At 71.2% G+C, this 13,292-nt stretch carries 7 protein-coding genes and 2 pseudogenes; 5 read left to right on the top strand and 4 right to left on the bottom strand.

Translation table 11 applies throughout. The features are described from left to right. The first annotated feature begins 87 nt into the window (after positions 1-87). Positions 88-2,067: a glycoside hydrolase family 5 protein gene (locus STRTU_RS00995; RefSeq protein WP_269777447.1), complete on the top strand. Its 1,980-nt coding sequence runs from the start codon at positions 88-90 to the stop codon at positions 2,065-2,067. A gap of 139 nt (positions 2,068-2,206) precedes the next feature. Continuing rightward, positions 2,207-2,506: a hypothetical protein gene (locus STRTU_RS00990; protein WP_269777446.1), complete on the top strand. Its 300-nt coding sequence runs from the start codon at positions 2,207-2,209 to the stop codon at positions 2,504-2,506. 81 nt (positions 2,507-2,587) lie between these two features. Here STRTU_RS00990 and STRTU_RS35875 read toward each other — a convergent pair. Together STRTU_RS35875 and STRTU_RS00985 are read right to left on the bottom strand one after the other, a co-directional pair. Continuing rightward, positions 2,588-3,658, bottom strand: a pseudogene (locus tag STRTU_RS35875) (Glu/Leu/Phe/Val family dehydrogenase); the annotation flags it as partial. 126 nt (positions 3,659-3,784) lie between these two features. Then, positions 3,785-6,637, bottom strand: a pseudogene (locus tag STRTU_RS00985) (FAD-binding and (Fe-S)-binding domain-containing protein); the annotation flags it as partial. 201 nt (positions 6,638-6,838) lie between these two features. On the opposite strand from STRTU_RS00985, the gene STRTU_RS00980 reads away from it, so the two are divergent. Next, positions 6,839-7,753 (top strand): LysR family transcriptional regulator, encoded by a 915-nt coding sequence (locus STRTU_RS00980; RefSeq protein ID WP_269777198.1) that lies wholly within the window; start codon positions 6,839-6,841, stop codon positions 7,751-7,753. Between the two features lie 80 nt (positions 7,754-7,833). On the opposite strand, the gene STRTU_RS00975 is transcribed toward STRTU_RS00980, so the two are convergent. Next, entirely contained in the window at positions 7,834-9,231 is a 1,398-nt protein-coding gene (locus STRTU_RS00975) for an amino acid permease (protein ID WP_269777445.1), read from the bottom strand. A gap of 364 nt (positions 9,232-9,595) precedes the next feature. Beyond that, the gene (locus tag STRTU_RS00970; protein WP_269777197.1) at positions 9,596-10,510 is read right to left on the bottom strand and encodes a LysR family transcriptional regulator; all 915 of its coding nucleotides are present in this window, start codon (positions 10,508-10,510) and stop codon (positions 9,596-9,598) included. A gap of 176 nt (positions 10,511-10,686) precedes the next feature. Here STRTU_RS00970 and STRTU_RS00965 point away from each other — a divergent pair, with 176 nt between their 5' ends. Together STRTU_RS00965 and hglS are read left to right on the top strand one after the other, a co-directional pair. Beyond that, the gene (locus STRTU_RS00965; protein WP_269777196.1) at positions 10,687-11,862 is read left to right on the top strand and encodes an NAD(P)/FAD-dependent oxidoreductase; all 1,176 of its coding nucleotides are present in this window, start codon (positions 10,687-10,689) and stop codon (positions 11,860-11,862) included. 29 nt (positions 11,863-11,891) lie between these two features. Then, entirely contained in the window at positions 11,892-13,283 is a 1,392-nt protein-coding gene (hglS, locus tag STRTU_RS00960) for a 2-oxoadipate dioxygenase/decarboxylase (protein WP_269777444.1), read from the top strand. The last annotated feature ends 9 nt before the right edge of the window (positions 13,284-13,292 follow it).

Genomic DNA, 13,292 nt, shown 5'->3' with positions numbered 1-13,292 from the left:
CTTGTCGGAGGAAGCCGGCGAGCCCCTCCGACGAAACAGGCGGAAGACGTGCAGCCGCGCTTACGCTCCATGTGCCGTGCCCTGGCGATGTGCCTCGTAGTGACGGGGCTTGCCGTCCCCCACGCCATCGCGGCCCCCGCCCCGCCGGACGCTCCCGGGTCCGGACCATCGGCCGCCGGGAAGGCCGCCGGGAAGGCCGCTGGGAAAGCAGACGGTAGAGGCGACGGAAAGGCCGGCGGGAAAGCCGTCGAGGCATGGACGGCTCCGCTCTCCACCCGGGGCCGCTATATCGTCGACGCCGACGGCAAGCGGTTTCGGCTGAAGTCCGCCAACTGGGACGGGGCGCAGGGCTCCTGGAACGGGTCGGGGGACATCGGCGACCCGGGGACTCATCACAGCGGACAGGACTCGCACGGCATACCGCTCGGCCTCGACCGCGTACGGATCTCCACCCTGCTGGACGACTTCCGCGGACTGGGGCTCAACAGCATCCGGCTGCCGTTCTCCAACGAGATGATCCGTTCCACGGCCCCCGTGCCGGATGCCGCGGTCGCCGCCAATCCGCAGCTACGCGGCAAGACACCGCTGCAGATCTACGATGCCGTGGTCGCGGCCCTGACCGAGGGCGGCTTCGCAGTCATCCTCAACAACCACACCAACACCACCCGTTGGTGCTGTGGTCTCGACGGCAATGAGCGGTGGAACAGCCGCCAGTCCACTCGGCAATGGGCCGACGACTGGGTCTCCATGGCCCGCCGCTACCAGCACAACGGCCGCGTGGTGGGGGCGGACCTCTACAACGAGGTGCGCCGTGACGTCCTGGACGACCCCAACTGGGGCCTGGGCGACAGCCACGACTGGCAGGCCGCCGCGCAGGAGGCGGCGGACCGGATCCTCACCGAGGCCAACCCCCGGCTCCTCATCGTCATCGAGGGAATCAACTGGACCGGCGTGCCGGTGGACGGCCTGCCGCACGGCCGCCCCACCCTCGCCCCGGTCCGTCAGCTCTCGCACACCCTCGTCACCTCCGGGAAGCTCGTCTACTCGGCCCACTTCTACAGCTACACGGGCCCGCATCACAGCGGCGCCACGGGGATGGGGGAGACCCACGACCCCCGCTATCAGGACCTGACCCGCGATCAGCTCCGGGACGTACTGCACGACCAGGCGTTCTACGTCTCCGCAGAGAGCGGCCAGCACTTCACCGCACCCCTGTGGATCAGCGAATTCGGCATCGGCTCCGAGGAATCGGGCGCGGCCGCCCGCGCCTGGTTCGGCAACCTCACGGACTACCTCGCCGAAACCGACACGGACTTCGCCTACTGGCCGCTCGTCGGCTGGAGCACCGACGGCCAGGGGCGGCCGGCCGGGGACAACTGGGCCATGCTGCGATACGACAACGCCGGGCGCCGTACCGGAGTTCTCGACGGCGGCGACTGGCGGGCGACCGCCTGGAACCGGCTCATGACCGCGCCACAGAAGACGGGACCGGTGCCATTGACGCCCACGTGGCATCAACTCACCACCGATCACCGCGACTTCGTCCAGTCCCTGAGCGCCCGGTCCCTGGGCGACTGGGACAACGGCGCCCGCAAAGCGGCCTGCCCCGACGGCGAACGGCTCATCGGCCTGAGCCACACCCGAGGCCGCGGGCTGTGCACCGACGCCCCCACGGCCCGCGATCCGCGCGCACCCGGCAGTGTCCCCATCGTGGTGCGGGACGAGCGATATGTCCCCGCCGACGGGGACTGGGCGCCCGGCTACAGCAAACTCCAGTGCCCCGACGGGCACTTCCTGACCGGCTACAGCCTACGGGGAGAGAAGGTCTCCGCCGCGCTGTGCACACCGGCCCGCAGCGCTCTCGGCATGGCGGGGAACACCCTCTGGTTCGACCGCGGCGACAACCGTCCGCCCGGCGACCCCGGCGGCGACTTCGCCCATGGCCACTACAAGGGGCAGTGCCCCGCCACCTCCTATGCGGCGGGGATCGCCTACACCAGCCGTGTCGGACACTCGGGCCGCCCCGACGCGCTGCTCTGCCGCCCCCTGACCCGAGAGAAAAGCTGACCCGAGAGGAAGACTGAGTCGACCGGCCATGGGTGTGGGCGGCTCCCGCGTATCGTTGGGGCCGCCCGCGACGTGGCGAAGGAACACCGCCGACTGCCACCGCCAGGTAACCGATACCCGCCGTGATCGTTCTCAGGTGATGAAACGCATCGTCACCGCCTCGCTCCTTGCCCTGTCCTGCCTGCTCCCCGCCGCTCCGGCGTACGCCGACGGCCCCGAGCGGATGCCTCAGGTGGCCGGCCAGGGCCTGGTCTCCGCCTACCGGGCCCTGAACTTCGATACGTCCGTCCAGCTCAGGGACGGGCGCGGTGCGGGGCGCCATGTGCTGTGGCCGGCGAGCTGGAAGGTCTGCTCGCAGAGCCCGGAGGCGGGCACGCCCCTCCAGGACCGCCATGCCACGCTCATCGTCGTCAAGACCCATGAGGCGTGTCCGGTCTGACACCCGGCCCTGACACCCGGCCCTGACACCCGGCGCGCCCGCAGCGCCGCGTCGATCAGCCGAGCGGATCAGCCGGGTGGGTCAGCCGAGCGGGATACGGCCCTTGCTCCGCATCGCGGCGCGGACGCGGTCCTCGGCGAGGCGGCGGCCCGCGGCGTGCGGGGTGATGTCCTGCTGGCGGGCCTCGTCCAGGACCGTCACCGCGTTGGCCCGCAGCCTGGCCGAGACCGATTCGAAGATGCTCGCTGTGCCGGGCCGGAAGCCGGAGTAGCGGGCATCCATCGCGAAGGCGGCCGCGACCACGCCGCCCGCGTTGGCCACGAAGTCGGGGAGCACGGTGATCCCGCGCCCGGCGAGAATGGTCCGGGCATCCGCCGAGGTCGGCAGGTTCGCGCCTTCCACGATGAGCTTTGCCTTGATCTGGTGCGCGGTGTCGCCGGTGATGACGTCCTGGAGCGCGGCGGGCACCAAGATGTCGCAGTCCACGGTGAGTTCGGCGCCTGACGGGAGCGCGATACCGGCCGGGTGGCGGGTGACGAAGTGGTCGCCGTGCTCGTCACGCGCCGACAGCAGGGCGCCCACATCGAGACCGCTGGGGTCGTGCAGCACCCCGTGGGCGGTGGACACCGCCACGATTGTGGCGCCCAGCTCCGCGAACCGGGTGGCGGCCGCGCTGCCGACCGCGCCGAAGCCCTGCAGGGCGACCCGGGAGCCGGCCAGCGGCAGCCCTTGGTGCTGCGCCGCGGCCTCGGCCGCCTCCGCCACGCCGTAGCCGGTGACGCCGAGCTTGTCGTAGGCCACGCCGCCGAGATGCTCGGGAGTGCCGACGGCGGCCCCGCGGTCGCCCAGCTCGTCCTGGATAATGGCGGCATCACTCTCCGTCAGGCCCATATCGAGCCCCATCACATACTCGCGGGGCACCTCGTTGGACAGCGCACGGGCGAACGCACGCAGCACCGCTTCCTTGTCGCGGGATGCCGGGTCGGCGACGATGCCGGCCTTGGCGCCCCCGTAGAAGAGATCGACAGCGGCCCACTTCCAGGTCATCACCCGGGCCAGCCGGGAGACTTCCTCCACGGTCACGCCGGGGCTCATCCGGGTTCCGCCCTTGCCGATGCCGCGGGCGGTGTTGTCGATCACCAGGACGCCCTTCATACCGGTGCGCCGGTGCGAGACCACGACGGTCTTTTCGGGGCCCCACTCGTCGATGAGGGAGAGTGCGTCAGTCACGGGTGTGTTCCTTCTCGGTAGGAAGCGAAGCGAAGCCGGATCGGGCGGAGGGTCGGCCGGGGGCAGTGCCTGGGCGATCAGCTGGGCGAGATGGGTGCCGCCGCGCGAGGTCTGCTGGGCGATCTGGGTGCGGCAGCTGAAGCCGTCGGCCAGGATCCGGGTGTCGGCGGGGGCCGAGCGCACCGCGGGGAGCAGCACCTGTTCGCCCGCGGCGACCGAGACCTCGTAATGGCCGCGTTCGAAGCCGAAGTTGCCGGCCAGGCCGCAGCAGCCGGAATCGAGCGCGGTGTTGTCGACGCCCATCCGCTCCAGCAGCGCGCTGTCGGCGCCGAAGCCGGAGGTGGCGTGCTGATGGCAGTGGGTCTGGCTGAGCGAGCGGGCGTCGATCCGCGGGGGCTGCCACCCGGGGGCGTGGTGGACGAGGAGTTCGGCGAGGGTGAGCGTGGCGCGGGAGAGGGCGCGGGCGTCCTGGTCGCCGTCGAGGAGTTCGGGGAGGTCGCTCTTGAGGGCCGCCGTACAGCTCGGCTCCAGTCCGACGACGGGGAGACCGGCGGTGACGGCGGGGGCCAGTGCGGCGGCGGTGCGCCGGGCGATACGGCGGGCGGTGCCGAGCTGTCCGGTGGTGATCCAGGTGAGCCCGCAGCACTGGGTGCCGTCCGGGACCTGGACCCGGAATCCGGCGTCTTCCAGCACCGCCACTCCGGCCTTGAGGACCTCGGGGCTGAAGTGGTTGTTGAAGGAGTCGACCCACAGCACGACCGGGCCGCGCAGGCCGTCTCCTTGCGGCGTACGGCGGCGGAACCAGGTCAGGAAGGTCTGCTCGGCGAAGCGGGGGAGTTCCCGCTGGGCGGCGATCCCGCCGAGCCGTTTGACGGCCGGGGCCAGCCGGGAGGAGGTGACCGCGTTGACCAGGCCGGGGGCCCGGGAGGCCAGCCGGGACAGCAGCGGCAGCCAGCCCATGGTGTAGTGCGAGGCCGGCCGCAGCCGTCCCTTGTAGTGGTGGTGCAGGAACTCCGACTTGTAGGTGGCCATGTCCACTCCGACGGGGCAGTCGGTGCTGCACCCCTTGCAGGACAGACACAGATCGAGGGCGTCGCGCACCTCGGTGGAGCGCCAGCCGTCGGTGATCACTTCGCCCTGCGTCATCTCGTACAGCAGACGGGCGCGGCCGCGGGTGGAGTCCTTCTCGTCCCGGGTGACCCGGTAGCTGGGGCACATCACATCGCCGCGCTGATCCGCCGAGCGGCATTTGCCGACGCCGACGCACCGGCGGGTGGCCTTGGCGAAGTCCCCGTCGTCGGCGTGGAAGGGGAAGACGGTGGCCAGCGGCAGCGGGGTGCGGTGCGGGCTGACGCGCAGATTCCCGTCGACCGGCAGCGGCTGGACGATCATCCCGGGGTTGAGGCCGTTGTCGGGGTCCCAGATGCCCTTGAACTCCTCGAACAGGGCGATGACCTCGGGGCCGTACATCAGCGGCAGCAGCTCGGAGCGGGCCTGCCCGTCGCCGTGCTCACCGGACAGCGAGCCACCGTGGGCGGTGATCAGCCGGGCGGCGTCGGTGACGAAGGCGCGGAAGACGGCGGTGCCCTGCTCGGTGCCGAAGTCGAAGTTGATACGGACGTGCAGACAGCCTTCGCCGAAGTGTCCGTAGACGGCGCCCTGCAGCCCGTGCTGCTCCAGCAGTTCGGTGAACTTGCGGAGATAGGAGCCCAGTTGCTCGGGCGGGACGGCCGCGTCCTCCCAGCCGGGCCAGGCCTCGGAGCCGTCGGGCATACGGGTGGCCAGCCCCGCACCGTCCTCCCGGATCCGCCACAGGGTGCGGGCCCGCACGGGATCGGTGATGACCTCACTGCCGGTGCATCCCGCGGCCCGGTGCGCGGCCTCGGTCAGCGCCTCGGCCTGCCGGGGCAACGCCTCGGCGCTGCCGCCGAGTTCGGCGAACAGCCAGGCCCGCGCGTCCGGCAGGGTGTCGATGGCGGCCCGGGTCGCGGGCCGGGTGACGATATCGGTCAGCGCGTGGTCGAGCCCTTCCAGCGCCAGCGGCTGATGCGCCAGCAGCGCGGGAACCGCGTCGGCCGCGGCACAGGCGTCCGAGAAGCCGAGGACAACCAGGGCCCGCGCCGGGGGAGGGGAGACGAGACGGACGGTCGCGGAGAGAATGACGGCCAGTGTGCCCTCGCTGCCGACCAGCGCCCTGGCGAGGTTGAAGCGCCGCTCGGGCAGCAGCTGTTCCAGGGCGTAGCCCGACACCTGGCGCGGGAACCGTCCCAACTCGGTGCGCAGCGTCGCCAGATGGCGCTGGGTGAGACGGTGCAGGGCGGCGATCAGCTCGCCGCGGTCGTCTCCGGCGGCGATGGCCTCGTCGATCTCCTCCGCGGTCATCTCGCCGAGCCGGATGACCGTGCCGCGGTAGGTGACCACATCGAGTTCCACGATGTTGTCCGCGGTGCGGCCCCAGGCGAGGGAGTGCGAGCCGCACGCATTGTTGCCGATCATGCCGCCCAGTGTGCAGCGGCTGTGGGTGGACGGATCGGCGCCGAACAGCAAGCCGTGCGGTGCGGCGGCCTGCTGCAGCTCGTCCAGCACGATGCCGGGCTCGACGGTCGCGGTGCGGGCCTTGGGGTCCAGCGCCAGCAACCGGTGGAAGTGCCGGGAGAAGTCGAGCACCACGCCCGGCCCGACGGCCTGCCCTGAGGTGCTGGTGCCCGCGCCGCGAGCGGTGACCGGCACGCCCAGACGGCGGCAGACGGCGAGCGCGTTCTGGATGTGCCGCCGCTCGGCGGGGAAGACGACCGCCAGCGGGATCTGACGGTAGTTGGAGGCATCGGACGCGTACTGTGCCCGGCGGCCGGCGTCGCCGGCGACCTCGCCGCAGTCCCCCGCGCCGAGCGCTTCGGCCACAGCTGCCGCGTCGAGGCTGCCGAGACCCTGCGCTGTTGTGGTCACCGTGCTTGCTCCTTTGTGCTCACCGGTCACGTTCGGCCTGGTGGAACCACGATGTGGGCCGGGCGAGGCAGCGGACAAGACCCAGCAGGACGAAAGAATTGACTCATGAGGGCAATGAATGCTTATGCTCAACTCCTGCGTCCCCGGGAGCTCGCCTTGCTGAAGCCACTGCATCTGCTCACGCTGAAGGCCGTCGTCCGCAGCGAGTCCTTCGCCCTCGCGGCCCGCGATCTCGGCTACACCGCGTCCGCCATCTCGCAGCAGATCTCCTCCCTGGAGAAGGAGACCGGACTGGTGCTGTTCGAGCGGGAGGCACACGGCATCCGCCCCACCGCCGCCGCCCACCGGCTGGTCGATCTCAGCACCCATGTACTGGCCGCCATGGACGATCTGGACCACCAGGTGCAGGAGCTCGCCACCGGCGCCACCGGCCGGCTGCGGCTGGGCAGCTTCCCCACGGCCGACGTCCGGCTGGTGCCCTCGGCGCTGTCCGCCCTCGTCGAGACCCATCCGCGCGCGCAGATCCAGCTGGAGGAGGCCGAACCCGAAGAGCTGATCACCGCGCTCAGCCACGGTGACCTGGACGTCGCGCTGGTCTACGAGTACGGGCTCAGCCCCCGGCAGTGGCCGGCCGGCCTGACCCGCCATCACCTGCTGCGGGAGGATCTCCTGCTGCTCAGGGCCCGGGGGAGCGGGCTGAGCGCCCAGCTGTCCCAGCTGTCCGGGGCCCGCTGGATCACCAGCCGGGAGGACACCGCCGGCGCACGGTCGTTCGTCCGGCTGTGCGCGGCCGCGGGCTTCGAGGCCGCCGTCGCCTTCCGCAGCAACAACTACGCCGTGGTGCGCGAGCTGGTCTCCGCCGGCCTCGGTGTGGCCGTGGTCCCGGCGCTCGGGCATCTGCCCAGTGCGGACGTCGAAGCCACCCGGCTCACCCAGCGCTCCGCCCACCGCCAGGTGATGGCGCTGCACCGCAGTGAGAACAGCAATCCGCTGCTGCCCACCGTGCTCAGCTGTCTGCGCCGTGCGGTGCCGTCCGGCGAGCCGCATCTGCATCCGGCGGACGACGGCTGACGGGCCGGGCGGCCGCGCGCTCCGTCCCTCCCGGGGAGGGAGGAGGGACGGAGCGCCGGTCAGGGACGGCCGATGGCCCGTCACGGAACGGGCGCGGGATCGGCCTCATCGGATTCGGACATGTCGTCCAGGGCGTCGAGATCCACCGAGCCGCCCGGCATGACCTCGCGGGTCCGCCGGTAGCCGTAGGCGGCGTAGATGACCAGGCCGACGACCAGCCAGCAGCCGAGCCGCGCCCAGGTCTGCCACTGGAGGAACGACATCAGCCAGATCGAGAAGGCGATCCCGAGGACGGGCACCACCGGCATGCCGGGACAGCGGAAACCCCGCTTGAGGTGCGGCTTCTTGTAGCGCAGCAGCAGCACGGAGGCGGAGACCACCACAAACGCCAGCAGCACGCCGATATTGGTGAGTTCGGCGACGGCGTTGATGGGCAGCACCCCCGCCAGCACGGCGGACACCGCACCGATCAGCCAGGTGGCGCGGTGCGGAACCTTGCGCTTGGGGTGGATGGCGCCGAACCACGCGGGCATCAGCCCGTCGCGGCTGAGGGCGTACCAGAGCCGCGAGGCGCCCATCATGAAGGAGAAGGTCACGGTGACAATGCCGATGACCGCGCCGACGGCGATCACATTGGCCAGTCCGCTCAGCCCCACGCTCTGGAAGGCGCTGGAGATACCGCTCTTCGGATTGATCTCGCTGTAGTGCTGCATCCCGGTGAGCACCACGCAGACCAGCACATACAGCACCATGGAGACCGCCAGCGACAGCATCATCGCCTTCGGCAGCTTGCGCCGGGCCTCCAGTGACTCCTCCGCGGCGGTGCTCAGCGCGTCATAGCCGAAGACGGCGAAGAAGACCGTCGCCGCCCCGGTGAACGCCCCGCCGAGACCGAACGGCGCGAAGGGCTGCAGATTGCCGCTGTCGACCTTGGTGAAGCCGACCACGATCACCAGCAGCACGATCGCGATCTTGACGATGGTCAGCACCGTCTCCACCCGGGCCGAGGTGCGGGTGCCACGGGTCAGCAGCCAGGCCACCCCGAGGCAGATCGCCACCGCGAGCAGATCGACCCGGTGGCCGGCTCCGGTGCCGGGCGCACCCAGGGCCCAGGTCGGCAGATGGATGCCGACGGCCTCCAGCAGGAATCCCAGGTAGCCGGACATCCCGATCGCGACGACGGCGACGATGGCGGTGTACTCCAGCAGCAGGTCCCAGCCGACGATCCAGCCCACGAGCTCCCCGAGCACCGCGGCGCAGTAGGTGTAGGACGAGCCGGCCTTCGGCACCATGCCCGCGAACTCGGCGTAGGCGAAGGCCGCGCAGAGCGAGGCGGCCCCGGCCACGAGGAACGAGATCAGGACAGCCGGACCGGCGACATCCCGGGCGACGGCCGCGGCCAGACTGAAGATGCCGGCCCCGATGATCGCGCCGATGCCGATCATCGTCAGCTGGGTCAGGCCCAGCGTGCGCACCATCCGCGCACCGTCAGGCTGTTCATGGGGCAGTGTGCGCCGGAAGACCCCCTTGGGGCCTCGTCCCAGCAGGGCCGGGAGTGCAGATTTCGGGGTGTCATGAGGGGACATCGATCGCTCCCTGTCAGGCAGCGGCGGCACGACGGGCCACCGTCGTGGCGTGGGTCACCACTGGCCTGAAACCATCACTCACGGGGCTCCCCGGCAAAAGGGACCGTAGCGCGACAACTTGCGGTGCTCAGGGCAAGGGAAACTGGTGCAGCCGCCTCGCAGGGCGAGGGGATCGAACTCTCGTGTACGTAGCACATTGTTCCGTGGGGAAGGCCAACTCAGCTCGTACGCACAGGAGTTGTGTGCGGCGCGCGCCCTAGCCGAAGGAGTCCTGGCGGGCCCCGGCCACCGCCCGCAGGACATCGACCAGGGCCGTCACCGTGGGCCGGTGCTCGACGGAGGAACGGAACATCACCACGATGTGCCGCTCGATCCGCTCCCGCAGCCGCACCACATCCAGCCGTGACGCCCGCAGGCCGAGCATCAGATCCGTCACCGTGCTCACCCCGATCCCCGCCTCGACGAGCGCCAGCGTGGCCGCGGTATCGGTCACCTCGTGCAGAACCCGCGGTTCGACACCCGCCCGCCGGCAGGCGGTGCGCACCGCGCGCCCGTAGTAGCTGTCGGCCGACGGCAGGATCCAGCCCAGATCCTGGGTCTCCGCCAGGCCGATCACCTCGCGTCCGGCCATCGACCCGGCCGGTACCGCCAGCGCGAACCGCTCGCGGTACAGCCGCCGGACCCGCAAGGCGGGCTCACGCGGAATCGGCACATCCGGATAGTCCAGACCGAGCGCCAGATCCACCGCGCCGGACGCCACCGCGTCATGCACCTCGTCCACGTCCATATCGCGGCTCTGCACCGTCAGCGCGGGATGGGCCCGCCGGGCCTCCTGCAGCGCCGGCGGCAGCAGTTCGGCGGCCGCCGTGGCGAACAGCCCCACCTGCAGAACGCCGGAGATCTCGTGCCGGGTGCGCTCCAGGGCCTCCACGGCTTCCGCCTCCGTGGAGAGGATCCGCTCCGCGTGGCGGGACAGCGTCCGGCCGGCGTCGGTCAGCTCCACCCGCCGCCCGACCCGCCGCAGCAGCTCCATTCCCGCGGCCTTCTCCAGCGCGGCGATCTGCTGCGAGACCCCGCCGGGCGTGTATCCCAGGGCCTGAGCCGCCGCGGTGATCGTGCCGCGCCGGGTCAGCTCCACCAGCGACCGCAGCTGGGCACTCGTCCAATCCATATAGAGATCCTAATAGATCAGACGCAGTAACTGTTCGTAGACGTCAACGGTTGGGGTGCTGCACGATGACGGACAGCTAGCTGATCAGCACTTCTCGCCATGCACTGACAGCCCAGCCGATGTGCCGGACGGACGCCCACCGGCACAGGTCCGGGCCTTCGGAAGGGATCGGCCTCTTGTCCAAGTCATCCACCTCCCGCACCCTCCCGCCCACCGCCGATGTGGTGATCGTCGGCGGCGGCGTGATCGGTACCAGCATCGCGTTCCATCTGGCCGAGGCCGGCGTCCAGAACATCGTGGTCGTCGAACGGGGCGAGCTGGGCAGCGGCAGCTCGGGCAAGCCGATCGGCGGTGTGCGGGCACAGTTCTCCGACCCGCTCAACATCGCACTGGGCAGCCGGAGTCTGCGCGCCTGGCAGGACTTCCCGCGGCGGCCCGGCGCCGATATCCGGCTGGACAGCGTCGGCTATCTCTTCCTGCTCACCAGCGACGAGCAGGCCGCGGACTTCGCGTCCGGCGTCGACATCCAGAACAGCTTCGGCGTCCCCAGCCGCATGATCGGCCCCCGCGAGGCACGGCAGCTGTGCCCCTACGTCAGCACCGACGGGCTGGTGGCCGCCGCCTACTCCCCGACCGACGGCCACGCCCGGCCCGGACTGGCGGTCCAGGGCTATGCGCGCGCCGCCGCGGGGGCGGGCGTCGTCTTCGCCCCGCACACCGCCGTCACCGGCCTCGACACCACCGGCGACCGGGTCACCGCCGTGCACACCGAGCACGGCCGGATCTCCTGCTCCACGGTCATCTGCGCCGCGGGCGCCTGGTCCGCCCGGATCGGTGCGATGGCGGGCGTCCACCTCCCCGTGCGCCCGGTGCGTCGCCAGCTCGCCTTCACCGCGCCGCTCGCCCCGCCCGCCCCGCGTATCCCCTTCACCATCGACTTCGCCTCCACGGCCTACTTCCACAACAGCGACGACGGACTGCTCTTCGGCCTCGCCGACCCCGGACAGGCCGACGGCTTCGACACCACCTGGACCCCGGACTGGCTCCAGCTCTTCCGCGTCGCCGCACGGCGCCGCGCCCCGGCCCTCGCCGACATGGAGACCAACAGCGGCTGGGCCGGCCTGTATGAGGTCACCCCCGACCACAACGCCCTGATCGGACGCTCCGCCACGCTGCCCAACTTCCTGTACGCCACCGGCTTCTCCGGCCACGGCTTCCTGCAGGCCCCCGCGGTCGGCGAGATCATGCGCGACCTCCACCTCGACCGCACACCGTTCGTGGACGTCACCCCGCTCAGCGCCGACCGGTTCACCAGCGGTGCCGAAACCCGCCCCGAAGCACACGTGGTGTGAGTTCCCCCGACCGAAAGGCAGACCTGCCGATGTTCAGCCAGTGGCAACTGCGCGCCGCCTTCGCCCGGCGGCTCTCCGATATGTACGGGCGGGAAGTCCCCGCCTACACCACGCTCGTGGATGTCTCCCGCGAGGTCAACGAGGACGTGCTGCGCGAGCAGGGCGCCGACGCCGAGCGCCTCGGCTCCATCGGCCGGGTGACCGAGGAACGGCACGGCGCCATCCGGGTCGGCACCCCCGCGGAACTCGAACAGGTCGCCCGGATCTTCGGCGCCCTGGGCATGCACCCGGTCGGCTTCTACGACCTGCGGGAGGCCGCCGCCAGCGCGGTCCCCGTCGTCTCGACCGCCTTCCGCCCCGTCGACGGCGAAGAGCTGGCCCGGAATCCGTTCCGCGTTTTCACCTCCATGCTCACCCCGGCGGACCCGCGGTTCTTCGACCCCGAGCTGCGCGCCCGGCTGGAAACCTTCCTCGCCGGACGTCAGCTGTTCCCGCCGGAACTGCTGACCCTCGCCGACCGCGCGGAAGCCGCCGGAGAACTGTCCGACACGGACGCCGAACGGTTCCTGCACCTCGCCGTCGAAGCCTTCGAACTCTCTCCGGAGCCCGTCGACAAGGCCTGGTACGAAACCCTGGAACAGGTCTCCGCCGTCGCCGCGGACATCGGAGGCGTGCGCAGCACCCATATCAACCACCTCACCCCCCGCGTCCTCGACATCGACGCGCTCTACCACCGGATGACCGAGCGCGGCATCGAGATGATCGACACCATCCAGGGGCCGCCCCGGTGGAACGGCCCCGATGTCCTGCTGCGCCAGACCTCCTTCCGTGCCCTCGCCGAACCCCGCGCCCTGCGCACCCCGGACGGCAAGGTGATCAGCGGAGCCCTGCGGGTGCGCTTCGGCGAGGTCGAAGCCCGCGGGATCGCCCTCACCCGCCAGGGCCGGGCCCGTTACGACGCCTTGCTCGCCCGCGTCGACGAACTGGCCGCCCGCGACCCGCAGGCCGACCGGGCCGATGTCGCCCGCGCCCTGTGGGCGTCGGAATTCCCCGACACCGAGCACGCGCTCGCCGCCCAGGGCCTGGGGCACTTCACCTATCACGCGGTGCCCGGCCGGGCGGCGGACGGCAGCCGCCCGCCCACCGCCCTCGATGAGCTGCTGGCGCAGGGCTGGGTCCGCGCCGAACCCCTCGTCTACGAGGACTTCCTGCCGCGCTCCGCGGCCGGCATCTTCCAGTCCAACCTCAGCGACGAAGGCGCCAGGAACAACGACCGCACCGGCATCGCCTACGACAGCGCCTGGCTCTCCGGCGCGATCGGACGTGACGTCCTCGACCCCTTCGACCTCTACGAGGAGCAGCAGGACCGCTCCCTGGCGAAGGTCGCCCGAGAACTCGCCCTGGACGGCCTGCCCGGCTGACCCGGCCGG

Source organism: Streptomyces tubercidicus, assembly GCF_027497495.1.
In the GTDB taxonomy this organism is placed as follows: Bacteria; Actinomycetota; Actinomycetes; order Streptomycetales; family Streptomycetaceae; genus Streptomyces; species Streptomyces tubercidicus.
The sequence above is the reverse complement of the archived record's forward strand: the minus strand, read 5'-3'. Positions and strand labels throughout refer to the sequence as shown.

What these genes read in the sequence shown, in the direction of transcription:
- STRTU_RS00995 (WP_269777447.1), top strand. Translation starts at nt 88, where the DNA reads ATGTGCCTCGTAGTGACGGGGCTTGCCGTCCCCCACGCCATCGCGGCC.
- STRTU_RS00990 (WP_269777446.1), top strand. Translation starts at nt 2,207, where the DNA reads ATGAAACGCATCGTCACCGCCTCGCTCCTTGCCCTGTCCTGCCTGCTC.
- STRTU_RS00975 (WP_269777445.1), bottom strand. Translation starts at nt 9,231, where the DNA reads ATGGTGCGCACGCTGGGCCTGACCCAGCTGACGATGATCGGCATCGGC.
- STRTU_RS00970 (WP_269777197.1), bottom strand. Translation starts at nt 10,510, where the DNA reads ATGGATTGGACGAGTGCCCAGCTGCGGTCGCTGGTGGAGCTGACCCGG.
- hglS (WP_269777444.1), top strand. Translation starts at nt 11,892, where the DNA reads ATGTTCAGCCAGTGGCAACTGCGCGCCGCCTTCGCCCGGCGGCTCTCC.